Source organism: Nocardia sp. NPDC060249 (assembly GCF_042728755.1).
Classification (GTDB): domain Bacteria; phylum Actinomycetota; class Actinomycetes; order Mycobacteriales; family Mycobacteriaceae; genus Nocardia.
In genome coordinates this window covers 23,636-48,225 of sequence record NZ_JBHXAQ010000013.1, presented here as the reverse complement: position 1 = coordinate 48,225, position 24,590 = coordinate 23,636, and the positions used below count along the sequence as shown (strand labels likewise).

Sequence of the window (24,590 nt, the reverse complement as noted above, 5' to 3'; positions counted from 1 at the left end):
GCTACAAACCGGCCGCGGTGACCTGGTAGGCCGCTTCCATCAACATCCAGCCGGACAGCTGCACGGATAGATCGCGTTCGGGCACCGCCGAGGCCGTCACCGACCCGCCCGCGGTGAATTTGCCCGCGCCCGCGGTACCGCCCGGCAGCCTGGCCGGTTTGCTCCAGTCGAATCCGAACAGCGGCTCGCCTTCGAACTCGAGCCGATTGGCCCAGGCGGCGGTGGCCGAGGCTTTGACGATGGCCGCCGCGGTGCGCCGATCGATGTCGGCCTGCTTGCCCTCGCCGGGCAACATCAGGGCGACCACCGCGAGGTAGCGCGCCAGCACACCGTTGAACAGGCCACCGTCACCGCCGCCGCCACCGTTGATCACCAGCCGGGTGGTCATGTGTTCTTCCACCGCGGCCAGCAAGCTGCTGACCCGGTCGGTGTGGCGTTCGTCATCGTCGGTGTGCACGGCCAGTTCGGCTTCCAGGCCGAGCACGACACCCTGGCAGTAGCTGAACACCGGGCGTTCGATCTCGCCCGAGGGCAGGTGGATCCCGTCGAGGATCAGGCCGGATTCGGGGTCGCGGAGGGTGGCGTCGAGCCAGTCGGCCATCTCTCGCGCGCGCTCTACTCGTCCGAGACGTAAGAGCGCGATGCCCGCCGGGCCGTTGGCGGGGGCGTTGAAGAAGTCCGATTTGATCCGCCACGGAATGCCGCCGCCGACCTCGGGTTCCCAGGCGCCGTAGAGCTTCTGTTCGAGGGCGAGCAGGCCGCTGCGGGCCGAGGTGAGTTCCTGGGTGCGCTCGGCGCGTTCCAGGGCGATGGCCAGCCAGGCCATGTCGTCGTAGTAGCGGTTGGTCCAGCCGGTGATGTTGCGGAGCCGGATGCCGCGGGCGATCGCGCCGATGCGTCTGCGGCGGGCAGGGGTGGGGACGCGATTGGCGGCGTCGACAGCGACGTCGAGCAGGTGGGCCTGCCACCAGTAGTGCCAGCCCGCGAACGCCCGTTCGCGACGGGTCGCCGGCCACCCGACGACACCCAATTCCGTTCCGGGACAACCCCACAGCGTCCGCAGGTGCCGCGACACGATCGCGGACTCGGCCATGTCGGCACGCTCGGACCACAGCGCCGGGGTGGGCACGGATCCGGCGCGATCAGAGGGCTGGGGGCGCCGGCCGCTGCGCGAGGTCATGGCTCCATGGTGCCAGGTGGTACCGACATTCCGTGCCCATTCCGTTACCAGGCCGCGGACAGATCGGCGTGTTGGCGGATCCAGGCGTGCATGGCGATGCCCGCGGCGACACCGGCGTTGATGCTGCGGGTCGAGCCGAACTGGGCGATCGAAACAGTCAGGGCCGCTGCGTCTTTCGCGTCATCGCTGACGCCGGGGCCCTCCTGGCCGAACAGCAGCAGGCAGTCGCGTGGCAGGTCGGCGGTCTCGAGCGGAACCGCGCCGGGCACATTGTCGACGGCGACCACCGTCAAACCCTCGCGCGCGGCGAACTCACGCAGTTCGGCGAGGTCGCTGTGGTGGACGAGGTGCTGGTAGCGGTCGGTGACCATGGCGCCGCGACGGTTCCAGCGCCGTCTGCCGACGATGTGCACCGCGGCGGCGGCGAAGGCGTTGGCGGTGCGGACCACGGTGCCGATGTTGGCGTCGTGACCGAAGTTCTCGATGGCCACGTGGAAGGGAAAGCGGCGGGCGTCGATGTCGGCGACGATCGCCTCACGGGTCCAGTAGCGGTAGGCGTCGACGACGTTGCGGCGGTCGCCCTCGGCCAGCAGAACAGGGTCGTAGCGCGCGTCGGTGGGGACGGGGGTGCCGTGTTCCTGCTCCCACGGACCGAGGCCGTGCGGGTGCTCGCCCCACTCGGTCGGGCCCGCGACCTCTGCTTCATTCACCCGGCAATGCTAGGCGGGGCCTGCCTACGACGAGGAATCGGCCGTCGCGCCGATGATCATCAGCACCAGGGCGACCCCGAAGATCAGGACGGTGAAGGCCAGCAAGCACGTGCCGACGATGCCGAGGATGTACCCGGCGTATACCTGCGTGCGACCACCGATCCGCCCACCGGAGCCATCGATTTCGGCGAGCACGCCACGGCCCTTGAGCCAGGCGAAGGGAGCGCAGAATCCGCACAGCGACATGCCGAGCACGCCGAGGACCAGGACCGTGGTGGCCTGCGGATGTTCGGGCGGCGGGCCGTAATAGCCCTGGGGATAGCCCTGGGGCCCGTTGTCCGGGAAACTCATGACCGAAGCGTAATCGCGACAGCCCCGAATCGCCGTTTATCCTGGAGGGACAGAGTCTTTTCGGTGGTGAGCGGGATGGATCATCCGCGGGTGTTGCGGGCGCTGATCGGCGTCGTGGCGGGGTATCTGATCGCGCTCGCGGTGTGGTTGGGGTGGTTGGCTCCGCACGCACCGCCGGGGACCGCGCCGTTTCAGGTGATGATCATGGTCGGGCTGTTCGGCTCGGCGTGCGGTATCGCGATGACATGGGCCTCGATGCCGACGCGGGCGGATCGGCGGTTGCTCAGGCACGGGCTGGAGGGATGGGCGCGCATCGATGGGGTGCATCCGTTGCGCCGGACCGATCACGCGAGTGAGCTCACCGAGTTCGATGTGGAACTCACGGTGCCGGGGTCCGAGAGTTACCACGGGACGATCGTGGTGGATGTGATGCCGGTGCACAAACCGAGAATGGTGGTCGGACAGACAGTTCCGATTCGAGTGGACCCGCAGGACCGGGATCGGATCATCCTGGCGCTGTGAGCGGCGCGTGGTCGTTCGTCCGCGCCGGGACAGCAGCGGGCGCCGGGCCGATCGACGCAGCGGATGCCGGGTTGACCGACGGTGTGGGCGCGGGGTTGTCCGACGGCGCGGGCGACGGGAGGGCGACGATCGGGCGCCCGCGGCGCAGGGTGCGCTGCCAGCGCAGGGGGTCGAAGACGGCCGGGTCGGTCTCTTCGATGAAGGCGTGGATCAGTGCGACGAAGCGGTCGGGGTCGAAGTGGTGCGGGAAATGACCCGCGCCCGCGAAGATTTCGATGCGGCTACCCGGGAAGGCACGGTACGCGCGATTCGCGTGACCGGACGGGATGACGGTGTCGCGGGTGCCGCCGATGACCAGCGTGGGCAGGTGCGCGGCGAGATAGCCGCGGTCGAGCATGGTGATGGTCTGGCCGCGGCGGTCGGCGGCCGCGCGGATGGTGCGCAGGAAGGCGTTGCGGGCGCCGGTGTCGGCGAGGTGTCCGTAGAGGCGGAGCACGTATTCGGCGTCGGGACCGAGACCGAGGCCGCCGAGTGCGGTGACGATCGGTACCGCGGCCGTCACCACGGTGCGGACCGGCCAGCTGGTGATCGCCATCAGCGCCGGGCCCGCGCCCGCCAGTGTCGCGAGCCGGAACGCGGGGTGCACCCCGGCACCCATTCCCGCCGGGCACACCAGCGCGATCCGCTCCACCTTCTCGGGAAACTGGTAGGCGAACTGCATCGCGACCCCGCCACCGAGCGAGTGCCCGACGACGGTGATCCGCTCGATGCCGAGGATGCTGAGCAGATCGCGCATGCCGTTGGCGTAGGCGGCCACCGCGTAGTCGCCGCGCGGTTTGTCCGATTCACCGTGACCGAGCAGGTCAGGTGCGATCACGGTGTAGTGCTCGGCGAGCGCGTCGAAGACCGGCGCCCACGTCCCCGAGCTATCGGTGATGCCGTGGATGAGCAGCAGCGGCGGACCGGTTCCGGCCATCCGGAACGCCCGGCGATACCCGTGCACCTCGATGAACTGCGCCTGCCCACTCATCTACGAAGCGTGCGCGGCCGGTGTTGCCTCGCGACAACATCTGAGTAAGCGCCGTGTGACACCGGGAACCGTTCCACTCCTGGCCGGCAGTTGCGCGGCGAAATCAGCGGTCACCGGGCTGAGGCGGCTCCGTGAGCAGGTATTGCGCGCAGGCATAGGTGGCCAGAATGACACCTTCGGTGAGTCGGCGGGTGCGGTCGTCGCGGGCGAAGAGGCGGCGCACCACGATCAGCGCATCCGAGATCGTGAACAGCAGGGCTCCGACGCCGTAGCGACTGCGCGGGTCCGCGTTCGGAATGTTCAGGCCCGCGATGTTTTTCGCATCGGGGGCGAGAGCCGGGTCCGACGCGAGGGTCGCGGCCGTGCCCAATGTCGCGCCGTAGGCGGTGAGCGGCAGCACGAGGTTCGGGGCTTTGGCGCGCATCAAGCCCGCCGCGCCGGCCCAGGCCACCACGCGCGGCAGAGCGATCTCGGGGCGAGGCCGGGCACCGCGCTTCCACCACAGCAGGGAGTAGCCGGTCTGCATGACCGCGAAGGAGGACGCGCCCGCGATGAGGCGGCGATCGTCGTCGGGGTCGAGCAGCAGCACATCGCCGACCGTCGCGGCGGCCAGTGAGCCGAGCAGGAGACGGCGTTCGGCCGGATCGAGCTCGACGCCGCTGGTCACCGTGTCGGCGGCGAGCAGCGGCATCAGCAGTGGTTTGGCGACCCATTGCAGGCGGTCGCGGCCGGTGACGGCACCGAACACGGTGACCGCCGCCGCCCCCAGATAAGCGGCGCGCAGCCCTCGCATGTCAGAAGCTCGGTTCCTTGGGGGCGGGCGGCAGGGTCACTACCTGGCCCGCGTAACTCAGACCCGCGCCGAAGCCGAGCAGCAGCGCGAGCTGGCCACCCTTCGCCTTGCCGGTGACCAGCATTTCCTCGATCGCCAGTGGCACCGAGGCGGCGGAGGTGTTGCCGGTGTTCTCGATGTCGTTGGCGATCGGGACGCTCTCGGCCAGGCCGAGGTTCTTCTTCATCAGCTCGTTGATCCGGGCGTTGGCCTGGTGCGGGACGAACACCTCGATGTCGTCCTTGGCCACGCCGGAGGACTCGAGCGCCGCGGAGAGCGCGCGCGGCAGGGTGACCGCGGCCCAGCGGAAGACCTTCGGGCCCTCCATGTGCAGCGACATCCGGCCGACGGCCTCGACCGCCGGGTCGGTGCCCTGCAATGCCTGCGCCTTGTTCATGTACTCCAGGAAATCGACGTCCTGGGCGATGGCTTCGGCGTTCTCGCCGTCGCTGCCCCACACCGTCGGGGAGATGCCGTTGTCCTCGGCCGGGCCGACGACGACAGCGCCCGCGCCGTCACCGAAGATCATCGCGGTGCCGCGGTCGGTGGGGTCGAGGCCGACGGTCATCGTCTCGGCGCCGATCACCAGCACGTAGTCGAACGAGCCCGCGCGGATCAGGTCGGCGGCGACGCCGAGCCCGTAGCAGAAGCCACCGCAGCCGGAGGTGAGGTCGAAGGCGGCGACGCCGTTGAGCCCCAGGTCGAAGGCCACCGAGGGCGCGCCGTGCGGAGTGAGCTTGAGCCAGCTCGACGTGCACAGGATGACCGCGCCGATCTTGGATCGATCGATCGGGGTGTTGTTCAGCGCGCGCTCACCGGCGGCCGCGGCGATCGACCGGATCGTCTCGTCGCCACTGATCCAGCGCCGGTTGTGGATACCGGTGCGCTCGAAGATCCAGTCGGGCGTCGAGTCGAGGGTCTCGCACACTTCGGCGTTGGTGACGATGCGCTGCGGACGGTAGGCACCGATCCCGAGCATCGCAACGTTGTCGCGACCTTTGTTTACTGCAATGCTCACCACAGGTGACTCACACGTCCTTCAGACTTTCCGGACAGACCACGTCGTCGTCCGGGTTCGGCGTTGTTCAGGCTATCCCAGGGCCAGATCATCGAGGCCGAGGATGGATCGATATTCCAGCCCCTCCTCGGCGATCACCTGGTCAGCGCCGGTTTCCCGGTCGACAACGGTGGCAACGCCGACCACGATCGCGCCCGCGTCACGCAATGCGCGCACCGCGGTGAGCGGCGAGTTGCCGGTGGTGGTGGTGTCCTCGACGACGAGCACGCGCTTGCCGACGATGTTGGGGCCCTCGATCTGGCGCTGCATGCCGTGCGCCTTGGCCGCCTTGCGCACCACGAAGGCGTCGATCGGGCGGCCCGGCGCGTGCATCACGGCCATCGCGACCGGATCCGCGCCCATGGTGAGCCCGCCGACAGCGTCGAAGTCCCAGTCGGCGGCGAGCTCGCGCAACAGCGTTCCGATCAGCGGCGCCGCCTGGTGGTGCAGGGTCGCGCGGCGCAGGTCGACGTAGTAGTCGGCTTCCTTGCCCGAGGACAGCGTCACCTTGCCGTGCACGACCGCGAGCTCGCGCACGAGGGCGGCCAGCTGGTCGCGATCAGCCTTCGTGAGCGACTGACGTGCCTGGTCGATCATCTGAGTCATGTCCTTCCGCGTGCGTTGAAGAGTCCGCGATTCATGCGGGCCACCAGGGTGCGCGGGACGAAGCCCGCTACCGCGGTGAGCACCTTGTACTGCACGCCGGGCACGCTGATCACCCGGCCGGAGTCCAGATCCTGCAGGCACCCGTCGACGACCTGATCGACGTCGAGCCACAGGCGCTCGGGCAGCGAACTCATCTCGATGCCCGCGCGCTCGTGGAACTCGGTGTGCACGAATCCGGGGCACAGCGCTTGGATGCGAACACCGGTGCCCACCAATCCACCCGCCAAACCCTCCGTGAAGGATACGACGTAGGCCTTGGAGGCCGAGTAGGTCGACCCCCGTCCGGGGATCAACCCGGCCACACTCGCCACATTCACGATCGAACCCGCGCCCGCCGCGACCATCGGCGGCAGGGCCGCCCTGGTGAGTTGCAGGACCGAGGTGACGTTGACATCGAGCTGGGCCTGCAGCTCCGTGGGCTCGAGGGTCCAGAATTCACCCGAATGCGCGAAACCCGCGTTGTTGACGAGGAATTCGATGCCCTGGGCGGCTCGGGCCGCGACGCGAGCGCGATCGTCGTCATCGGCCAGGTCGGCGACGACGACTTCGGCCGACGTGGCGAAACGGCGGGCCACATCGTCGGCTAGTTCACGCAGTCGTTCGGCGTTCCTGGCGACGAGAACCAGGTCGTAGCCGAGGGCGGCGAGACGGTGGGCGAAACCCTGCCCGATGCCGGACGTCGGTCCGGTGATCATCGCGACAGGACGGTGTACGCCGGGCAGGCGCGAAGGACTATCAGACATCACTGGTCGATTCCGGTCGACGGAATGCCGCGACGACTACCGCGGCAGGTGGATCACTTAGGAACGGGGCCCTGGTATGGGCGGAAACCGGGGTGGAACGGCCCACCCGGCTGGCCCGATTCCGCGTCGTCGAGCGGTAGCTCGGCGCGCGGACGCGGCTCGGGGACGACGGCCAGCGACGGGCGCTTCGGCGGCTCGCCGAGCGGGCGTCGGCCGGGTGCGGGCTGGTCTTCGAAATCGGGGTCGTCGAGATCGGGGTCGTAGTCGGCGGGAAGCGCGGGAGCGCGGCCGCCGATCGGGGCACGATCGTCTACGTCGCGGGTCGCGGGTTTGCGCGCCGCGGCGGGCGCGTCGTCTTCGGGGAAGCGCGCCGCGGCGCCGCGGGGCGTGTAGGGCTCGTCGTCGGAATCGAGTTCGTCGGGGCCGGGGAAACGGGCGCGGCCACGTTCTTCCACGTCGGCGTACTCCGCACGGTCCGAAGCGAATTCGCGATCGTCGTCTTCTTCGTCGTACTCGGGACGGAACCCGGGCGCGAGATTGGCACTCGACCGAGGCCGGGTGAACTCGTTCGGCTCGGCCACCGGGGGCAGCACGTGCAGCAGGCCGGACAGGCGCAGCACCACGTCGATGGCGGTCTCCCAGTCCTTGGATCCGCTGCCGACGGGAAGCATGCCGAGGGTCCAGTTGCCCTCACTCCACAGCATCTGCACGGTGTCGGACAGCGACTCGATGAAGCCGACCATCCGCTGATCCACCGCGTGGCGCGCGATTTCGGGGTCGGTGGCGAACACGACCCGGTCGCCGATGGCGCCGAGCAGTTCCAGATCGTGGTCCTTCGGCGGCGCCGCGGTCTTGAGCCGCATGTCGACATCGATCTCGGAGCCGATCTGGCGTCGCACAGCCACCAGGGTCGCGGCGTCCTCCAGGTCGAAGAGCACGAACTTCTCGCCCTTGCGAATGCCGGAGACCACGTCGACCGCCGAGAGGTAGCCGAGCTTGGCCAGCGCGCCACGGCGCCACGTCGAGGCGAGCGCGGGCTCCACCGACACGTAGGTGTAGCCCTGGGACTTCGCCCACACCTGTCTGGCGTGTCCGGTGCGCTGGCGCTGGACCCGATCGAAATACAACAGGACGACCGCACCCACGAGTGCGATCGCTGCTAACCCGAACCACATAGCCGTCATCGTCGCCTAGCCTATCCAGCCGTCGCCGTGATTGCCCGGTAGCACCGGAGATTCGACGCGCGGGTCGCTCATCGGGGGCCGCCCGGCAACGCCGTACTGATAATGATCTTGGCGTGGATCGACCCGTCTGGGTTCTTGTCGCCCTGCACCATAACCATGTCGCCGACGGGCAGCTCGCTCGCCTTCGTGCTGGTCAGCGAGATCACCTGGGTGGCATCGTCGATGAGCACCCGCACATCGGATCCACCGAGGGTGCTCATGGTGATCTCGGTGCCGGTATTGGCGGTGATACTGCCCATGGTGGCACCGAGATCTTCGCCGCCGAGACCGGGCAAGCCGGGGAGCCCGCTCGTGCTCGGCGGGGAGCCCGGAGTGGTCTGTTTCGGCGTCGGCGGGACGAGCAGTTGGCTGGTCGCCGGCGCCGACGCGGTGTTGCCGCCCGAGTCGTTGCCGCTCAGCACGAGACCGGCCAGCACCCCACCGACCGCGATCAGCGCCAGCACGCCCAAGCCGAGAGCGATCCACAAACCGATGTGGCGTTTGGGCGGTTCCTGCTGGTCACCGTCCTGCGGACGCGGCGGATACCCCGGCGGCGGCGCGGCGGGATAGCCCTGGCCGTAGCCGGGCGGCGGCGCCTGGTAACCCTGGTCGTACCCGGGCGGCGCCTGCTGCGGCGGGGGCTGAGCTGCTGGATAACCACTCTCGTAGTCACCCCATTGCGCGTCGTGCGGCGGCAACGCCTGCGTCGGGTTCGACGGTTGCCCCCACTCGTCGAACGATTTGCCGCCATACGGCGTGGTCGAGTCGGTGCCCGGCGAACCCAGCCGTTCGGTCGGCGAATCCTCCGGGCGTTGCCCCCACGGATCGTTCGGGTTCGTCATGGGCTCCAGGGTAGGACAGCCCAGTGCGTTTGGGAGGTCCCTACGCACCGGGCTGTGGATAAATCACGAGCTGTGGACAACTTCGCGTTCGACGACGAGCTTGTCGGTGGCGTCGTCCACACTCACCTTCACCGTGTCACCGTCGGCGACCGAACCGGAGAGCAGTTCCTTGGCCAGACTGTCGCCGATGGCCTGCTGGATCAGCCTGCGCAACGGTCGCGCGCCGTAGGCCGGGTCGTAGCCACGCACGGCCAGCCATTGCTTGGCCTCCTCGGTGACATCGAGGGTGAGCCTGCGCTGTGAGAGCCGTTTCTGCAGCTGACGCAGGTTGATGTCGACGATCGACTCCAGTTGCTTCGCGTCGAGCGCGTGGAACATCACCACGTCGTCGAGCCGGTTGAGGAACTCCGGCTTGAACGCGCGCCGCACCGCCTCCATCACCTGATCGCGGTCGCCACCGGCGCCGAGATTGGAGGTGAGAATGAGGATCGTGTTGCGGAAGTCGACCGTGCGGCCCTGACTGTCGGTGAGCCTGCCTTCGTCGAGAACTTGCAACAAAATGTCGAAGACGTCCGGGTGCGCCTTCTCGATCTCGTCGAACAGCACCACCGAATACGGTCGCCTTCGCACCGCTTCGGTGAGCTGACCGCCCTGGTCGTAGCCGACATATCCGGGCGGTGCGCCGACGAGACGAGCCACCGAATGCTTCTCGCTGTACTCGCTCATGTCGATGCGCACCATGGCGCGTTCGTCGGCGAACAGGAAGTCGGCGAGCGATTTCGCCAGCTCCGTCTTGCCGACACCGGTCGGGCCGACGAACAGGAACGAGCCCGTCGGACGGTTCGGATCGGCGACCCCGGCGCGCGCCCTGCGGACCGCGTCCGACACGGCCTGCACCGCTTCTTCCTGCCCGACAACGCGGCCGGCGACCTCGGTTTCCATCCGCAGCAGCTTGGCGGTTTCGCCTTCGAGCATGCGCCCGACCGGCACACCTGTCCACGCCGAGACGACGTCGGCGATGTCGTCGGGAGTGACCTCCTCGTTGAGCATCACCTCGCCGCTGGCGGCGGTGCCACTGGCGGCTTCGGCGGCGGCGAGCTCCTTCTCCAGCGCCGGGATCCTGCCGTAGCGCAGCTCGGCGGCCTTGCCCAGATCGCCGTCCCGCTCGGCCCGCTCGGACTCCCCGCGCAGCGCCTCCAGCTGCTCCTTGACCCCGCGCACCGAGTCGATCGCGTTCTTCTCGTTCTGCCAGCGCGTGGTGAGCTGGCCGAGCTTTTCCCGGTCGTCGGCGAGTTCCTGACGCAGCTTTTCCAGACGCTGCTTCGACGCGGCGTCGGTCTCCTTCTCCAGCGCCACCTCCTCGATCTCGAGGCGTCGCACCGCCCGCTCCACCTCGTCGATCTCGACCGGCCGCGAGTCGATTTCCATGCGCAGCCGCGACGCCGATTCGTCGATCAGGTCGATTGCCTTGTCGGGCAGGAATCGCGAGGTGATGTAGCGGTCCGAGAGCGTCGCGGCCGCCACCAGCGCGGAGTCGGTGATCCGCACGCCGTGGTGCACCTCGTAGCGCTCCTTGATGCCGCGCAGGATGCCGATGGTGTCGGCCACCGACGGCTCGCCGACCAGCACCTGCTGGAATCGCCGCTCGAGCGCCGCGTCCTTCTCGATGTACTTGCGGTACTCGTCGAGGGTGGTCGCGCCGACCAGGCGCAGCTCGCCGCGGGCCAGCAGCGGCTTGATCATGTTGCCCGCGTCCATCGCCGAGTCGCCGGTGCCGCCCGCGCCGACGATGGTGTGCAGCTCGTCGATGAAGGTGATGATCTCGCCCGCGCTGTTCTTGATGTCGTCGAGCACGGCCTTGAGCCGCTCCTCGAATTCACCGCGATACTTCGCGCCCGCCACCATCGCGCCGAGATCGAGCGAGACAACCTTCTTGTTGCGCAACGACTCCGGCACGTCGCCTTCGATGATGCGCCGCGCCAGCCCTTCGACGATGGCGGTCTTGCCCACGCCGGGTTCGCCGATGAGGACCGGGTTGTTCTTGGTGCGCCTGCTCAGCACCTGGACCACGCGACGAATCTCGGTGTCGCGTCCGATGACCGGGTCGAGTTTGCCCGCGCGGGCCGCTTCGGTGAGGTCGGTGGAGTACTTCTCCAGCGCCTGGTAGCTGGCTTCCGGATCGGGACTGGTGACGCGGGCGCTGCCGCGGACCGTGGCGAACGCGTCGCGCAAGGCCTCCGGGGTGGCGCCGTGCTTGCGCAGCAGCTTCGCCACGTCGGAATCGCCGTCGGCCAGCCCGACCAGCAGGTTCTCGGTGGAGACGTACTCGTCGCCGAGTTCGGTGGCCAGTCGCTGAGCGGCGGTGATCGCGGCCAGGGACTCCCGGCCGAGCTGGGGTGTGGTGGTGGCGCCGGTGGCACGCGGCAGTTTGTCGGCGATGTCGCCCGCCTCGCGTTCGACGGTCGCCGGGTCGACACCGATGGCCTTGAGCAGCGGTGCGGCGATGCCGTCGGTCTGGTCGAGCAACGCCACCAGCAAGTGCGCCGGACGGATCTCCGGATTGCCTGCGGCGGAAGCGGCCTGCAGAGCAGCGGTCAGCGCCGCCTGCGTCTTGGTGGTGGGATTGAACGAGTCCACGAATCTCCTTGTGTGTGTCCGGTATCGACTTGTTCAACGCTCACAAAGTTGAGTCTGTTCCGCTCAACTCCAAAAACTTTCACGGACTTCGAATCCGCGCTTCACGGTACGCCGCGACACCACCGAAGACGATCAATCACCGCATGTCGAACGGCTATCCGCCTAGGATTGCGATGCCCGGCTCACCCCCGATGCGAGGAGTTCACCCCCATGCGCGCGATCGTGGTTCAGAAGTTCGGCGCCACACCCGAACTCGCCGATGTGCCGGTACCCGACGCCGGTCCCGGTGAGGTTCAAGTGGCGCTCGACGCGGCCGGGGTCAACCCGTTCGACCTGAAAATGGCCGACGGGATTCTGGAGGGCAAGATGCCCACCGACTTCCCGATGATCCTCGGCGTCGACGGCGCGGGCACCGTCTCGGCGATCGGCACGGGCGTCACCAAGTTCAAGGTCGGCGACAAAGTGGTCGGCAAATTCCTGACCGCGCCCGCGGGACACGGCAGTTGGGCGCAGTACGCCACGGTGCCCGAGGACGCGACCCTCGTCCCCATCCCCGACGGCGTCACCACGGTGGCCGCGGCGGCGCTGCCGGTCGCCGGGGTCACGGCCCAGGATCTGGTGGACGCCGCGCGGATCCAGCCCGGCCAGACGGTACTGATCGTCGGCGCGACCGGCGGCGTGGGTTCCTTCCTCGTCCAGCTGGCCAATATCGCCGGCGCCCACGTGATCGCGACCGCCCGCGGCGACGCCACCGACCAGGTAGCGCGCCTCGGCGCCGCCGAAACCGTCGACTACACCCAGATCCGTCCCACCGACCCGAATTTCGCCGATCCGGACCCGGCCGCCCGCCAGGACTCGAGCGTCACCGACGCCGTGCGCTTCACCCACCCCGACGGCATCGACGTGCTGTTCGACCTGATCAGCGCAGCAAGCGATTTCGCCTCGCACGCCACGCTCGTCCGCCAGGGCGGCCACGCCTACTCGACGACCTGGGCCGCCGATGAAGCCGTGCTGCGCGAGCGCGACATCACCGGCGGCAACTTCGAATCCAAAGGCCGCTCACCGGAATTGAGCCGCCTGCTGTCGCGGGTCGCCGCCGGTGATGTGGTCGTCCCGGTGCAGATGACGGTGCCGCTGGAGGCCGCCCCCGCCGTTCTCGGTCAGGGCAGTGCACGCGGAAAAACCGTGCTCGCCATCTGAGCCGCGGCCGATAGGGTCGTCGTCATGTCTGACGTGACTGTGGCGAACCTGCTCGACGATGCCGCACTGTATTCCTTCGAGCATCAATTACACCTCGCCGATATCGCCGGCGATCGTGGGTGGAGTGTCGACCTGGCGGCCGGCCGGTTCACGTTGACCGGGGACCAGCCGATCGAATGCGAGCGGATGCATCTGCTCGGGTCGGCGGCTCCTGGACCACAGTCCTGGCTGTGGGCGTGGGCCAACCCGGCAGGCTACCCAGATCTGGTCACCGGGCTCGCGCAGTCCGTGCGCGACTTCGGAACCCGTTATGGGATCAGCGAACTCGCTGATGCGGAAGTGCCGTTCGCCGCGCTTCCCGGTTCACCCGATCGAGCCGAGGGCGTGGTGAATGTGTTCATGGACGCGGCCAAGGCGATCTCCGGTGTGTGGACCTCCTACAGCGGGCCGGTCGGCGGCGGGACCAGGGCCGCGTTTCTGATCGAGCATCCGTCGCTCGTGCTGCCCGCGCCCTTCGCGCCGCGCGTGGCCCGGGTGATCCAGGAGGGGCTCACCGAGTTCCCTCTCACCGACCGACGCCGCGCACTCCACGCCTACGCCGGTCATCGCGGACTCGGCATCCAGTGGTCCGGCGACCACTCCCGGGCAACGGTCACCGGGCCGGGCATCACGGGGGAGATCGGCTTCGACGAATCGGCCAGGATGACCAGCATGGAATTGCGGATGGGCAACGGATAGCCCTGTCCCACAAGGCAATAGCTATATCGCCACAAATGAGACATACGGCACAATAGGGATCCGCGGCACGGCCTCGTGCGTCCAATATCTCGACAGCACTGTTGGGCGAGGTTGGGGTGTGCGATGAGTTCGATCAAGGCCGATCCTGACGCGCTGCGCAGTACACAGACCTCGTTCGATTCGGTCGCCTCGACGCTGTCCACGGCGCTGACGACGCTCACTGCCGCACTGGCCGCCGAGGGTGAATGCTGGGGTGGCGACGAGATCGGGCAGGCATTCGCGGGCAACTACACACCGGGTGTGGAGCAGGGCAAGACCTCGGTCGGCAATCTCGCGAAGTCGATGACACAGCTCGGCACGAACATGGTCACTGTCGCCGACAAGCTGGTGGAGCAGGACACCGCCCGCGCAGCCCAGTTGAAGCAGTCGACGGGGTCCTGAGTTCGTGGGTATCGAGATCCCCGATTCCCTCCAGTGGGTCGCGAAATACATTCTCGGTGCGGGTGATTGGCCCGAGGGCGATGAGACCGCGATGCGGCGTCTGGCCGATGCGTGGACGACCACCGCGAACACGCTCAACACCGTCGATGACGATGCCGCCAAGGCACTGACCGCGGCGTTGACGGCGTTGTCCGAGGGCGAGACGCACGACGCGATCGCCGCCTATCGCGACAAACTTCTGGCCGGTGACGAGGCTGCCTTCACCGCGATCCGCACATGGTGCGAGAAGCAGGCCGAGCTGCTCGACGACGGCGCCAACGATATCGAGCACACCAAGCTCGTGATCATCGGCACGATGATCGTGGCGGCGGTCGAGATCGGCGCCGCTATCGCCACCGCCTGGACCGGGATCGGCGCCGCGGCGGGTGTCGCGGCACGCGTCGCGGCGCAAGTAGCGGTGAAAATCGCGGTGAAACAGCTGATCACCCGCATGATCGCGCGCGGAATCGCCAAAGCCGCGGCTCGCGCCGCGATTCGTGGAGCGGCGTTCGAGGCGTTGGAAGAGGGCGGTATCGACGCGCTCGCCCGGACCATCCAGGTCGCCAAAGGTGATCGGTCGATGGATGAATTCGGCTGGGCCGATCTGGGTTTGGCGACCTTCGGCGGCGCGGTCGGCGGTGCCGTCGGTGGTGGTCTCGGGGACAAGCTCGGCGGTGTCGGCGACAACGTCACCTCCGGCCTCGGCAAGTTGGCCGCCAAATCCGCGGCAGGCGCGGCGACCGAGCTCGGTGCGGATCTGTCCGCGCAGGTCGCGTCGGCGAGCGCCGCGTCTTTGCTGATGGACCAGGAATTCAAACTCGATATCGGCGTGGATACGTTTACCAGCGCTGGTGCGGGTGGAGTGCAGAGCGGGCTGGAATCAAGCCTGCACGGCAATGGCAACTCTTCGGCGCCGACCGTGCCGGAGTTGGGTGATACGGGCGGTGCGCCGACCAGCCCGGCCGGTACCGGCGATCCGGAATCGTCGCCGTCGGATCGGCCGAACAGTAGTGCGCCGCAATCGGCTTCGCCCGCATCGACGGACACTCCCGGTTCCACGACACCGGCGTCGGAGGGCGCGCCTTCCAGTCCCGATGGGGACGGTGCGACCCAGCCGTCCGGGGCAGGTTCACCTTCCTCTCCTGGCGACAGCTCGCCATCGACTGACAGTCCAGGCGGGCCGGACACTCCATCGGGGGACGGTTCACCCAGCCCGAGTTCGCCCGGCGACAACTCACCCAGCCCCAGCTCGCCCAGCGACAACTCACCCAGCCCCAGCTCGCCCGGCGACAACTCACCCAGCCCCAGCTCGCCTGGGGAGACCTCACCCGGCTCGACGTCGCCCGCCGACAACGGAAACCCTTCCGGCACTGGATCACCGAACTCGCCGAGCGATCCGGCGTCGACCAGCCCCTCGACACCGGCGGACAACAGCGCACCCTCGTCGCCGAGCGAGAACGGCACCACGAATCCGAACCCGAACGGAACACCCAGCAGTACAACCCCAACAGCTCCGGGCGACACCTCCGGTCCCACCGCCCAACCCAGTCCGACGGCCGCTCCCTCGTCCTCGCTCGACCTCCCACCGGTCGATACCCCCGCTACGCCATCAGCACCTACTACCGATTCGCCCACAGCCCAGACGAATCCATCGAGCCCGGCCTCCACCCAGACGCCGACCACCGGCGACCAGGCGCAGACCACCAGCAACCCGACTGCCTCCACGCCGTCCGTGCCCGGGACGACGCCGCAACCAGGCACCCCGAGTACAACCACGCCCACAACATCTCCGAACATCCAGTCCCCCGGGGACACGACTCGCCAGCCTCAACAGGCAGAGGACTCGACAACCACTGCGGCGACCACCGCCACCGCTCCCACCGCGGCTCCGACCACTGCAACACCAACCCCCACAACCCTTCCCAACTCGACGCCGTCGCCCCCTCCCGTCAGCGCACCGATCACCCCGAGCACGCACCAACCGGCGACATCGAACACTCCCCAGCCATCCACAACCACCAGGCCGCCGGCCCACACCGCCCAGTCGCCCGCCACACAACCCGCGACGCCGAACAATCCCCCGCTGTCCCCAGGCATCACACCCGCGACACCGAACGCGCAGCCGGCGACACCGAACACTCCCCCTTCATCCACAGGCATCAGCGCGACGAGGGACACGACACCACCGTCCACCGCGCAGCCGCCACCCCCGAACGCGCCGACCGCGACCTCCGACTCGCCGACCTCCAGATCGAACGGAACTTCCCGCGAGGTTCCCTCGACCACAACGACTCCCGCCGACACGGCCAATCCAGCGAGCCTGACCAACCCAACGTCGGCGACGCCGCCGACAGACCCGGCTCTCACTCCCCAAAACCTCGAAGCCGCCAAACAAGCCCGGCAGGCCCGCGAATCCCTCCGCCCCGTCACGCCCGCCAACAACCAAGCCCTACAGGTCAACCCACCCACCGGACGCCCCTACCAAGCCGCCGACTACCCCACCACGTTCGCGCAGCCGGTGCGAGTCGTCCGACTCACCGTCGCCGTAACCGGCTCTCCCACAACCCCGCCCACCAGCATCGACGCCGTCGCCGACAATGCCCAAACGGCCACGGACCTCGCCTTCAACCAAGGCCACCAATTCCCCCTCGGCGACTGGCTCATGGTCGACGTCGTCCCCACCACCGACCCGTCAACGGCCGACCTCACGATCGACGCCGATTCCACCCCCACCCTGACCGACCTGGCCAACACGGTCCGCACCGGCCTCGGCCTGCCCCCACGTGACAACCCCACCGTCACCCCCGACGACATGCACCGCCTCGGCTCCGACATCTCCCGAGCCGACCTCGCCCGCACGACAATCCCCTCCTGGGCAGACCAACACGCGTCCCCCACAACCCAGGTCGACAGCACCATATCCGCCACCCCCGACACAAACCCCAACACCACCCCTGACCTGGACACCGACACCACAGTCGACCTCGACGCAATCCACAACAACCACGCCGAACAAACCCCGGCCGGCGTCTCCCACCACCGCGGCGACCCCACCATGGGCGATCTCCCCCACCGAGTCCCCGCCGACCCCAACCGCTTCACCGCCGACACCCACATCACCCCCGACGGCCACGCCGTCGTCGGCGGCCGAACCCTCACCCCCGAGCAATACGGCGACCTCCTGCGCCGCTCCGGCTGGGACGGCGTAACCCCCATCCGCCTCATCGGCTGCGACGCCTCCACCAACGGCTTCGCCGACCGCCTCGCCCAGCACCTCGGTGTAGAAGTCCTAGCCCCCACCCAAGCCGCCTGGACCGATAGCAACGGAAACGTGTTCAGCGCCACCGCCGTCACCAACCCCGACGGCACCCGCAGCCCCCGAATACCACCTGACGGGCAATGGACGACTCACAACCCGGACACCACGACAAGGTCGCACGGCACTGATCCCCAGGCACCGGGCAGCACAGCAGGCCCACTGCGCCCCAATACGGCCATTGACCGAAGTGCGGATGAAACGACCGGTCGCACTGATGAAGATGACGACTACGACGATCCGCCCCCTGCCAGAACCATTCCACCGGACGAGCCCGGTCATGACCGACGTTTCGTCGACTGGAATCGGCCGACCCACCGGCCACCGGATCCTGCTGACCCGAGTGCGCCTCCGCGGCCGATCGACGTCCACGACGAGATCTCCGCACCGCATCGAGATCGAGAGAATGTACCGGACGGCAATACTCGTCCCGAGGAACTACAACCGATCGAAAACCCGAATCCAGTACCGTTGCCGCTGCGCGATCATCAACCGCTGAGTCCGTGGACCGCCTATCCCGTTCGGAATGAGAACGGAACCAGGACGACATTCTTCACCGACGGCAATGGGACTGTTAAGTGGGTTGAGGCCGAGGGAGGATCGAAAGACAAAGCAGTGCACCCACACGGGGCCTGGTCAGGATTTAATCCCGACCTCGGTTACCCACTGCTGCCCGACGTCCAATATCGAGTTCCGAATACCCACAACGATGCAAAATTCATAGATGTCCACACCGATCGACACGGCCAGCCCGATGCAATGACGGCCGAGGTAGAGGCAGGCGGACAAAACCCCAAGTACCGTGATGACGACTCGAAGAAGGGCGCGCAGAAGCGTGCCTATCAAGAAGGCGAGGCAGCCTATCCAAGCAACCCGTCAGGCCGCGATCTGACACCGGAGGAAATCGAGGATTCTCGAATAAAGTGGGCGGGAGGTCACCTGCTCGCGAATGAACTCGGCGGGATCGGCGAATATCTCAATATGCACGGACAGATGGCTGCATCGAATTCCGGCAATGACCGCGACGGCTGGAACTATGCAGCCTCATGGCGAGCCCAGGAGAGCGCTTTGGCAGATTTTGCGGGCGAAGCCCACCAGGACATCAGGAACTATCAAGTCAGCGCACCGCGGGCTTCCAACGGTGTTCCCGATGAGGTCGTCATGCGCTGGCAAGAGGTAATATTCTCCAGAAACCCTGATGGTACGGTACAAATAGGCCCGGACAACGAACCGGTTGTCGAATCAATTGAGACCAGGGAGCGAGTATTTACGAATATTGCCGGCAGCGCCCACTTCGGTCCGCCGACGCGCTACTACGGCAGATAGACACACCCACTATTGCATAGCCGGATACACTGGGCTAGAACTATCCGACATAATTGACAGCCTGACGTACGACGAGGAGATCGATGTCCAACCGAGCGCCGCTGCACATCATGGAGCAGCAGGAAATTCTCGACGAAATTACACGCGAGATACTGCCGACGTTGCCACACGAATGGAGCCGACTGACCGCCCGGGGCATGTTTATCGGCCGCCATACCGATGCGGAAACCGGCATCACGATGCCGAATGGATCGATTCTGCCGTGGCAGTTTCCAACACCGGTATGGCGCAGATTCCAAGATCTCCGCAAGGGCATGTACACAGAAGGCTTCGGTACATGGTTCGAGTTCGAGTACGTTCTGGAACCACCCGCTCGATTCAATATCAGATACAATCGTGACCACTATCCCGGATTCGCGGTTGCGCCGAAGGCCGAAGACTTCGCGCTGGAGAATCAGCGGTATCCCCGTTCGCCACAATACATCCCGGACTGGTTTCGAAACGGCTTGAGCGCAGCCCACTAGAGACCAGGCCCAGGCTCAGCGGGGGAGGTAGGTGCCGGTGCGGGCCTTGGTGGCTGTGGTGGTGAGGATGGCGGCGAGGGTGGACTGGATGCGGGCGGGGGTGGTGGGTTTGGCGATGAAGGTGGTTTCGCCGTAGAAGACGTAGCGGCCGTCGCCGGGGATGTCGTGGAGCTGGAAGTCGTCGCGGCCTTCGGTGTGACGGTTGTCGACGCTGGCATGGGCGTAGACGCCGATGTGGGTGAGGGTGGTGGTGGGTTTGGCCAGGAAGGACTCGAGTTGTTCCCGGGGGGTCGGGTTCCAGCGGTCGCGCACGTGAGGGCGGGGGGCCGCGAGTTCTGCTGCGGTGACGCGGATTTCGCGGCCCTTGCCGGGGGCGACCTTGGGGAGGGTGGAGAGGACCGCGGCGGCCAGGGCCTCGGGGTCGAACAGGTGCAGGGTGACGTCGCCGGGGTTGGTTTCGTCGCCGGGAGCTTGGACCGCGAGGGAGGCGTAGGTGTCTCGGGTGCCGCCGTGGGCTCTGATCGTTTTGACGCCCTTGGCCGCGCCCGCCACTTCGACGCGGGCGTGCGGGGCGAGCAGGGCGGCCATGGCGCGGTCGAGATCGCTGTCGAACTCGGCCATCAGGTTCTCGGCCGCCTTGCTGCGCAGGCGCAGGACCTCGGCGTGGGTTTCGACATCGGTATGGCGGTGATGCAGGGGGTACGGAAGGACGTCGCGGCCCGCGGCTTCCCAGAGAGTGCGGAAATCTAAAGCGGTGAAATGCCAGGTACGCACGGGAGATCTACTCTGTTCCATCAGGATTGGCGACTAGTCGGCGCCGATGACGGGCGGGACCATCTTGGGCAGGGTGTCCAGACCGGTGAGCTCGTCACCGTTCTCCTGAGTGATGAGGTAGTCGGGGATTGCCTTGGTCGATTCGTCGTCCTTGCCGCCGCCCTTGCCCGCACCGGGGCTCATCATGCCGGGCATGCCGGAACGGCCCGCTGTGCCCGCGCCGGTTCCGCGGCCCCCCGCGGTGCCCCCGGCAGACGCCGGGCTTCCGGCAACCGCGCCACCCGGTGTGCCCGCGCCCGGTGTGCCCGAACCCGGCGACCCGCCGCCGGGCGAGCCCGCGCCACCCGGTGATCCGGACGGCGAGCCCGAACCGGGGACGGTCGAGCTCGGGGTGGTCGAGGCGGGAGTGGTCGAGCTCGGCTCCGTCGACTCGGGAGTGGTCGATTCAGGGGTGGTCGAATCGTCTGTCGAGTCGTCGGTGTCGTCCGGATCGGTGGTGGGAGTGGTCGACGCCGGGGTGGTGGGCTCGGTCGTCGTCGCCTGGGTGGTGGGCTGCGTCGTCGAACCCTGAGTGGTGGGTTGTGTTGTGCTGCGCTTTGTTTCGGGCTCGCCGCCGTCTTCGACGGTCTTCGGGATGGGGATCACCGGGACTTTGTTGTCGGACTCGTAAATCACCGGGGCGTACACGGTTTGGAGGATGCGAACGGCTTCGACTCGCGCGTTCTCTTGCGCGACATCATCATTGCGCCACCCACGGCCGGTGAGCAGGGCACCGACATTGTCGAGACCGCTGCGGTGCTCGGGCTCATGGGGGACGAGGCGTTTTGTCGGCTCGAGGCCGGTGCGGAGTTCGTCCAGTTTGGTGCTGGTGAGCGCGGCGGCGGTGGTGACCTTCTTGCCGGTGGCGTCGTATGCCGCAACGGTTTGCGCTGCCGCGTTCGCTGCCGAGCCCGACCAGACGTCGGGGGACATGCCCCGGGCTATCTGCTTGCGGAACTCGTCGAGGGATGTGCTGTTGCGGGTGGAGATTTCGTTCCAGGCACTGATCAGGGCGGAGACGGAATCGAGATCGATCTTGTCGACCTTGGCGCGCAGTTCCTCGACCGTTCCGGGAAACAGGTCGTTCCTCGTCACCGCCGTCGGACGGTACTCGCCGTCGAAACCGAGGTCGCCCGCCTTCTGGCGGTTGCGATCACGCTGGGCGTTGTACTGGTTCTGGATGTCAGCGATTTCGGAGCTGTCGAGTTCACCGTCGTCGCCGGAAAAGGGGGACATCACGAAGTTGCGGAGATTGCCGAACAGGTCCACGCCGCTGATGCTCTGCATGCCGGTCATTCAGCTCACCTGCTCGGTGACGTAGTCGAGGGCGTTGGCGTTCTCGATGTCTTTGCCCGCAATGCGTTTGAAGGAGAGGGAGAAGACCTCGCGCAACTGCTTCACCGCCTCGATGTCCTGGAGGATGACTTCGTAGATCGAGTTCGGCTCACCGACGGCTTGAGCGCGGAATTTCGCCTCGAGCTGCCTGGCAATGTCGAAATCACCGAACCCGGTGACGTTCTGCACGCGCTGCGTGACGCCGATCAGCTTCTGGAGGTCGGCCAGTCGCGTATCGCAGGCCTTGAACATATGGAACGCGGCAGCTTCGTCGTTCAGATAGACCTCGCCGGCCCTCGCCTGTGCGACCAACTGGCTGTATGGGGTATTTCCCGCCATGCCCGACCCCTACTTCGGGAACGTCGGCACTAGCACGGCACCGGCACGCTGGAGGTAGACGCAAGGGTCCTCCAGCGGTCCGTCGGCGATTGCCGAATTACCAACCGCGAGCTGAACAACACCCTGTTCGGACGGGAAGACAACATCGCACCATAGGTTTCGAGTGTCACCTTGTACCCGGAACTGGCGCCCCTGACGATTCGCGATGGTGACGTCAGCGAAGTTGATGTTCCCCGGCTTCTGCTCGAAATAGCTGACGGGCTGCGCTGTCGTGTAGACGGTCAGGGCGTAGTTGGAACCTTCCCATCCACAGATCTCCCATCCCGGCTGCGGAACCCCCGCGACACCCTTCTCCTCCGTCGCCGGATCCACCCCAGCCTCACTCAACGCAGCATCGGAAATCTCCGTGCACGGATTCCACAACACCGGCTTGGCCGTGGTCGTCGCCCCCTTCGACGTGGACTCCCCCGAGCCGCACCCCACCAGCCCGACAACCGCCAAACCGGCAACCACGATCGCCGTACCTGCGCGCTTCATCCCCACCCCTTCCGGCCGAGTACTGCCTTGACCAGGCACATTAGCACGGTCAGCCGACCAGAGCCGGGGGCGCGTAGGTTGTTCGAGCATGAGCGAACTTCGACTTTCGGCGCCCTTCGACGGCCGCAATCCCGAGGGCAAACCGGTGGTGAACCGGTCGGCGGTGGACTCCGATATCCAGGATCAAGTGTTGTCCTACCTCGAGCACGCGCCGGTGATTCTGAGCGCGCGCAGCCACGACGCCGACGAGTTCGACCCCACCCAGCGCGACGTGCCGTTGAACTTCCACACCGACGGCGTGTTCGTCTGGCCGGGCGCTGTCCCCTACTACCTGCGCAAGTACGGCCTGCCGCCGGAGGCCGCGCTGGTCCAGCACATCGTCGGCAAGGGGTTCGAGATCGGGGAGGTCGACGAGGGGGCGCGGCAGGCAGCGGTGCAGAAGGTCGTCGGCTGACGCGGGTCACGGCGGGAGGTTCCGCGGATCTGCGGGCGACGCGCTACCAGCTGCGCCGCACAGTTGCCTTCGAACCGGTTACCAAGCTGTTCGCCGGAACGTCGTCGGCGACGACCGCGCCCGCGGCGATCACCGCGTCGCGGCCGATGCGCACGCCGGGCAGGATCATCGCGCCCGCGCCGATCCACACGTTGTCCGCCACGTCGATCGGCGCGCCGGTGAGGAATCGGCGCCGTTCCTCCGGGTCGACGGGATGGCCCATGGTGATGAAAGTGGCCTTCGGGCCGACCATCACGCCCCGGCCCAACCGGATTCCGGCGTAGTCGAGGAACGTGCAGCCCTGATTGATGAACACGCGCTCGGCCAGTTCGAGGTTCAGGCCGTGATCGGTATAGAAGGGCGGATAGATCGTGAGACCCGCCGGGAGCGGACGGCCCAAGATCTCCGCGAGCAGCGCCGCCTTCCCCGTCTCGTCGTCGAAGGGCAAGACGTTGAGACGGGAGGTCAACGCGCTGACCTGCAGAACCCGCTCGTGCATCGCCCTGAACCCGGCCCCGAGAACCCGCTCACCCCTGGCCAAAAGTTCGGGATCGTGAATATCCATGAAGTTGTCGCTCGCCATCCCCCGATTCTCACGCACCCCGCACCCGCTCCGAGCGGCGCTGCGCTATCCGGTGCGCAGCATCTCGATCACCCGGTGGGCGGCGGCTTGCGCGGCGGCATCGACCTCGCCCAGCGCGCCGGGGTCGGGCAGGTCGAGCGTCATCCGGATCTCCACACACATGTTGCTGTCGACGAACGTGAGTTCGTGGATCAGCAGGGACGGCGAACCCTTCATCGGCGAATCGACCGACACGGCTTCGGTGCCGATCCCGGTCACGGGGGTGCTGGTTCCGCCGCGCGCCACCACGCTGATGCCGCGGTCACGGCGCGTCGCGAATTTCGCGGTGCTGGTTGTGCTCTTGTCGGCGAACCACACCGTGATGCCGAACATCGGCATCGTGGGAAAGGGGCTCTGGACCACTCCGCCCCGATAGTCGGCGTTGCACGCGAGCTCGCCACCACCGTAGGAAGCGATCGGCGGGGTCTTCTTGTTCGTGGAGAGCTGCGCGAGCTCACCACCCCACGGCGCCATCATCGCCGTGTCCATCACGTCGCACGCGTTCGCCACCCGATCCACCGAATATTGACCGTGCCACGGCTCGGGGCCTGCGCTCGCGGCCGCCGAGGTGGTGGCAGGCAGTGGCGGCGGCAACACGGTCGGGGTTTCCGGCGACTTCGACCGGACCAGCACGACGACTCCCGCCACGACCACGGCCACGACGATCGCCGCGATCGCGCCGCCGATCAGCAGCCCGTTGTTCGACGACCTCGGCGCAGGGATGCCCGCGGGCCACTGATTCTGTGGCGCGCCATGGCCCTGCCACGGTTGTCCGGGATAGGGAGCCCCCGGACCGTACTGCGGCGGATATCCGGGGGCGGGCGGGGTCGGACCGTACGGATTATCCGGCGGCGGCCAGTGCGCCTGACCCTTATCACGGCCCCACGGATCCTGGCTGGTCATCGCGCCCCCCTTGTTGTCACCTTCGCGATCGCAGCGTAGTCGGCGGGGCGGCCCCGGTTCGCACAAGATCACTGACGCGTATCGATGATGGGGAGATCGCGCCGATCGGAGACGGGGGGTTTACGATCCGTGCGGCTGGGAACAGGCGTACCCCGCGCATTCGCTCCGGCC

26 protein-coding genes are annotated in these 24,590 nt (G+C 67.4%); 7 read left to right on the top strand and 19 right to left on the bottom strand.

Translation table 11 applies throughout. From position 1 onward, the window contains the following. Position 1: 1 nt before the first annotated feature. The 3 genes from ACFWFP_RS29900 to ACFWFP_RS29890 form a co-directional block, all read right to left on the bottom strand. Positions 2 to 1,093, bottom strand: coding sequence for a glycoside hydrolase family 76 protein (locus ACFWFP_RS29900; protein ID WP_379300713.1), 1,092 nt, complete (start codon positions 1,091 to 1,093; stop codon positions 2 to 4). Positions 1,094 to 1,224: 131 nt separating this feature from the next. Beyond that, positions 1,225 to 1,890 (bottom strand): TrmH family RNA methyltransferase, encoded by a 666-nt coding sequence (locus ACFWFP_RS29895; RefSeq protein ID WP_379300569.1) that lies wholly within the window; start codon positions 1,888 to 1,890, stop codon positions 1,225 to 1,227. Between the two features lie 24 nt (positions 1,891 to 1,914). Further along, on the bottom strand, positions 1,915 to 2,241 hold the full coding sequence (locus ACFWFP_RS29890; protein ID WP_379300567.1) for a DUF4190 domain-containing protein: 327 nt from the start codon (positions 2,239 to 2,241) through the stop codon (positions 1,915 to 1,917). Between the two features lie 75 nt (positions 2,242 to 2,316). On the opposite strand from ACFWFP_RS29890, the gene ACFWFP_RS29885 reads away from it, so the two are divergent. Beyond that, a complete protein-coding gene (locus ACFWFP_RS29885; RefSeq protein ID WP_379300565.1) occupies positions 2,317 to 2,763 on the top strand; it encodes a hypothetical protein in 447 nt (148 codons plus the stop codon). On the opposite strand, the gene ACFWFP_RS29880 is transcribed toward ACFWFP_RS29885, so the two are convergent. The 8 genes from ACFWFP_RS29880 to clpB form a co-directional block, all read right to left on the bottom strand. Further along, positions 2,747 to 3,793, bottom strand: coding sequence for an alpha/beta fold hydrolase (locus tag ACFWFP_RS29880; protein WP_379300563.1), 1,047 nt, complete (start codon positions 3,791 to 3,793; stop codon positions 2,747 to 2,749). The two genes, ACFWFP_RS29885 and ACFWFP_RS29880, sit on opposite strands and share 17 nt — an antisense overlap. A gap of 103 nt (positions 3,794 to 3,896) precedes the next feature. After that, positions 3,897 to 4,586 (bottom strand): lysoplasmalogenase family protein, encoded by a 690-nt coding sequence (locus ACFWFP_RS29875; protein WP_379300561.1) that lies wholly within the window; start codon positions 4,584 to 4,586, stop codon positions 3,897 to 3,899. A gap of 1 nt (position 4,587) precedes the next feature. Next, the gene (locus ACFWFP_RS29870) at positions 4,588 to 5,646 is read right to left on the bottom strand and encodes a beta-ketoacyl-ACP synthase III (RefSeq protein WP_379300559.1); all 1,059 of its coding nucleotides are present in this window, start codon (positions 5,644 to 5,646) and stop codon (positions 4,588 to 4,590) included. Between the two features lie 69 nt (positions 5,647 to 5,715). Then, positions 5,716 to 6,279 (bottom strand): orotate phosphoribosyltransferase, encoded by a 564-nt coding sequence (gene pyrE, locus ACFWFP_RS29865; RefSeq protein WP_379300712.1) that lies wholly within the window; start codon positions 6,277 to 6,279, stop codon positions 5,716 to 5,718. Between the two features lie 5 nt (positions 6,280 to 6,284). Then, entirely contained in the window at positions 6,285 to 7,091 is an 807-nt protein-coding gene (locus ACFWFP_RS29860; protein ID WP_379300557.1) for an SDR family NAD(P)-dependent oxidoreductase, read from the bottom strand. 53 nt (positions 7,092 to 7,144) lie between these two features. Next, on the bottom strand, positions 7,145 to 8,275 hold the full coding sequence (locus ACFWFP_RS29855) for a hypothetical protein (protein ID WP_379300555.1): 1,131 nt from the start codon (positions 8,273 to 8,275) through the stop codon (positions 7,145 to 7,147). A gap of 68 nt (positions 8,276 to 8,343) precedes the next feature. Further along, entirely contained in the window at positions 8,344 to 9,156 is an 813-nt protein-coding gene (locus tag ACFWFP_RS29850; RefSeq protein WP_379300554.1) for a DUF5666 domain-containing protein, read from the bottom strand. A 63-nt stretch (positions 9,157 to 9,219) separates the two neighbouring features. Then, complete coding sequence (gene clpB, locus ACFWFP_RS29845; protein ID WP_379300552.1) at positions 9,220 to 11,793, bottom strand: ATP-dependent chaperone ClpB; 2,574 nt, start codon at positions 11,791 to 11,793, stop codon at positions 9,220 to 9,222. 210 nt (positions 11,794 to 12,003) lie between these two features. Between clpB and ACFWFP_RS29840 the strand changes: the two genes are divergently transcribed. The 3 genes from ACFWFP_RS29840 to ACFWFP_RS29830 all read left to right on the top strand — a co-directional run bounded on the left by ACFWFP_RS29840 (position 12,004) and on the right by ACFWFP_RS29830 (position 14,172). After that, positions 12,004 to 12,993 carry an NADP-dependent oxidoreductase gene (locus ACFWFP_RS29840; protein ID WP_379300550.1) on the top strand — a complete coding sequence of 330 codons (990 nt, stop codon included), beginning with the start codon at positions 12,004 to 12,006 and terminating at the stop codon, positions 12,991 to 12,993. Between the two features lie 24 nt (positions 12,994 to 13,017). Continuing rightward, complete coding sequence (locus ACFWFP_RS29835) at positions 13,018 to 13,731, top strand: DUF6882 domain-containing protein (protein WP_379300548.1); 714 nt, start codon at positions 13,018 to 13,020, stop codon at positions 13,729 to 13,731. 123 nt (positions 13,732 to 13,854) lie between these two features. Beyond that, positions 13,855 to 14,172, top strand: a complete 318-nt coding sequence (locus ACFWFP_RS29830; protein ID WP_379300546.1) for a WXG100 family type VII secretion target — start codon at positions 13,855 to 13,857, stop codon at positions 14,170 to 14,172. Between the two features lie 222 nt (positions 14,173 to 14,394). On the opposite strand, the gene ACFWFP_RS29825 is transcribed toward ACFWFP_RS29830, so the two are convergent. Both ACFWFP_RS29825 and ACFWFP_RS29820 read right to left on the bottom strand, forming a co-directional pair. After that, positions 14,395 to 15,993 carry a hypothetical protein gene (locus ACFWFP_RS29825; protein ID WP_379300544.1) on the bottom strand — a complete coding sequence of 533 codons (1,599 nt, stop codon included), beginning with the start codon at positions 15,991 to 15,993 and terminating at the stop codon, positions 14,395 to 14,397. 45 nt (positions 15,994 to 16,038) lie between these two features. Beyond that, positions 16,039 to 16,497 (bottom strand): hypothetical protein, encoded by a 459-nt coding sequence (locus tag ACFWFP_RS29820; RefSeq protein ID WP_379300542.1) that lies wholly within the window; start codon positions 16,495 to 16,497, stop codon positions 16,039 to 16,041. 232 nt (positions 16,498 to 16,729) lie between these two features. Here ACFWFP_RS29820 and ACFWFP_RS29815 point away from each other — a divergent pair, with 232 nt between their 5' ends. Continuing rightward, on the top strand, positions 16,730 to 18,853 hold the full coding sequence (locus ACFWFP_RS29815; protein ID WP_379300540.1) for a hypothetical protein: 2,124 nt from the start codon (positions 16,730 to 16,732) through the stop codon (positions 18,851 to 18,853). A gap of 83 nt (positions 18,854 to 18,936) precedes the next feature. Further along, a complete protein-coding gene (locus ACFWFP_RS29810) occupies positions 18,937 to 19,377 on the top strand; it encodes a hypothetical protein (RefSeq protein WP_379300538.1) in 441 nt (146 codons plus the stop codon). Between the two features lie 15 nt (positions 19,378 to 19,392). Here ACFWFP_RS29810 and ACFWFP_RS29805 read toward each other — a convergent pair whose 3' ends face one another. From ACFWFP_RS29805 to ACFWFP_RS29790, 4 genes are read right to left on the bottom strand one after another with little or no spacing between them, the layout of a single operon-like run. Next, positions 19,393 to 20,151: an ESX secretion-associated protein EspG gene (locus ACFWFP_RS29805; protein WP_379300536.1), complete on the bottom strand. Its 759-nt coding sequence runs from the start codon at positions 20,149 to 20,151 to the stop codon at positions 19,393 to 19,395. Between the two features lie 33 nt (positions 20,152 to 20,184). After that, positions 20,185 to 21,486, bottom strand: a complete 1,302-nt coding sequence (locus ACFWFP_RS29800; RefSeq protein ID WP_379300534.1) for a hypothetical protein — start codon at positions 21,484 to 21,486, stop codon at positions 20,185 to 20,187. Continuing rightward, entirely contained in the window at positions 21,487 to 21,864 is a 378-nt protein-coding gene (locus ACFWFP_RS29795) for a hypothetical protein (RefSeq protein WP_379300532.1), read from the bottom strand. It lies immediately after the preceding gene. A gap of 9 nt (positions 21,865 to 21,873) precedes the next feature. Next, complete coding sequence (locus ACFWFP_RS29790) at positions 21,874 to 22,401, bottom strand: DUF3558 domain-containing protein (RefSeq protein WP_379300530.1); 528 nt, start codon at positions 22,399 to 22,401, stop codon at positions 21,874 to 21,876. A gap of 88 nt (positions 22,402 to 22,489) precedes the next feature. On the opposite strand from ACFWFP_RS29790, the gene ACFWFP_RS29785 reads away from it, so the two are divergent. Continuing rightward, positions 22,490 to 22,855 (top strand): hypothetical protein, encoded by a 366-nt coding sequence (locus ACFWFP_RS29785; RefSeq protein ID WP_379300528.1) that lies wholly within the window; start codon positions 22,490 to 22,492, stop codon positions 22,853 to 22,855. Between the two features lie 43 nt (positions 22,856 to 22,898). Here the strand turns inward: ACFWFP_RS29785 and ACFWFP_RS29780 are convergent, their stop codons facing one another. Both ACFWFP_RS29780 and ACFWFP_RS29775 read right to left on the bottom strand, forming a co-directional pair. Next, entirely contained in the window at positions 22,899 to 23,477 is a 579-nt protein-coding gene (locus tag ACFWFP_RS29780; RefSeq protein WP_379300526.1) for a DapH/DapD/GlmU-related protein, read from the bottom strand. 45 nt (positions 23,478 to 23,522) lie between these two features. Next, positions 23,523 to 24,419, bottom strand: a complete 897-nt coding sequence (locus ACFWFP_RS29775) for a hypothetical protein (RefSeq protein WP_379300524.1) — start codon at positions 24,417 to 24,419, stop codon at positions 23,523 to 23,525. Positions 24,420 to 24,590: the final 171 nt, after the last annotated feature.

Bases quoted from the DNA above. Each gene is read 5' to 3' on its own strand.
- ACFWFP_RS29900 (WP_379300713.1), bottom strand. From the start codon at position 1,093: ATGGCCGAGTCCGCGATCGTGTCGCGGCACCTGCGGACGCTGTGGGGT.
- ACFWFP_RS29890 (WP_379300567.1), bottom strand. From the start codon at position 2,241: ATGAGTTTCCCGGACAACGGGCCCCAGGGCTATCCCCAGGGCTATTAC.
- ACFWFP_RS29885 (WP_379300565.1), top strand. From the start codon at position 2,317: ATGGATCATCCGCGGGTGTTGCGGGCGCTGATCGGCGTCGTGGCGGGG.
- ACFWFP_RS29880 (WP_379300563.1), bottom strand. From the start codon at position 3,793: ATGAGTGGGCAGGCGCAGTTCATCGAGGTGCACGGGTATCGCCGGGCG.
- ACFWFP_RS29875 (WP_379300561.1), bottom strand. From the start codon at position 4,586: ATGCGAGGGCTGCGCGCCGCTTATCTGGGGGCGGCGGCGGTCACCGTG.
- pyrE (WP_379300712.1), bottom strand. From the start codon at position 6,279: ATGATCGACCAGGCACGTCAGTCGCTCACGAAGGCTGATCGCGACCAG.
- ACFWFP_RS29860 (WP_379300557.1), bottom strand. From the start codon at position 7,091: ATGTCTGATAGTCCTTCGCGCCTGCCCGGCGTACACCGTCCTGTCGCG.
- ACFWFP_RS29855 (WP_379300555.1), bottom strand. From the start codon at position 8,275: ATGACGGCTATGTGGTTCGGGTTAGCAGCGATCGCACTCGTGGGTGCG.
- ACFWFP_RS29850 (WP_379300554.1), bottom strand. From the start codon at position 9,156: ATGACGAACCCGAACGATCCGTGGGGGCAACGCCCGGAGGATTCGCCG.
- ACFWFP_RS29840 (WP_379300550.1), top strand. From the start codon at position 12,004: ATGCGCGCGATCGTGGTTCAGAAGTTCGGCGCCACACCCGAACTCGCC.
- ACFWFP_RS29835 (WP_379300548.1), top strand. From the start codon at position 13,018: ATGTCTGACGTGACTGTGGCGAACCTGCTCGACGATGCCGCACTGTAT.
- ACFWFP_RS29830 (WP_379300546.1), top strand. From the start codon at position 13,855: ATGAGTTCGATCAAGGCCGATCCTGACGCGCTGCGCAGTACACAGACC.
- ACFWFP_RS29810 (WP_379300538.1), top strand. From the start codon at position 18,937: ATGTCCAACCGAGCGCCGCTGCACATCATGGAGCAGCAGGAAATTCTC.
- ACFWFP_RS29800 (WP_379300534.1), bottom strand. From the start codon at position 21,486: ATGACCGGCATGCAGAGCATCAGCGGCGTGGACCTGTTCGGCAATCTC.
- ACFWFP_RS29795 (WP_379300532.1), bottom strand. From the start codon at position 21,864: ATGGCGGGAAATACCCCATACAGCCAGTTGGTCGCACAGGCGAGGGCC.
- ACFWFP_RS29790 (WP_379300530.1), bottom strand. From the start codon at position 22,401: ATGAAGCGCGCAGGTACGGCGATCGTGGTTGCCGGTTTGGCGGTTGTC.
- ACFWFP_RS29785 (WP_379300528.1), top strand. From the start codon at position 22,490: ATGAGCGAACTTCGACTTTCGGCGCCCTTCGACGGCCGCAATCCCGAG.
- ACFWFP_RS29780 (WP_379300526.1), bottom strand. From the start codon at position 23,477: ATGGCGAGCGACAACTTCATGGATATTCACGATCCCGAACTTTTGGCC.
- ACFWFP_RS29775 (WP_379300524.1), bottom strand. From the start codon at position 24,419: ATGACCAGCCAGGATCCGTGGGGCCGTGATAAGGGTCAGGCGCACTGG.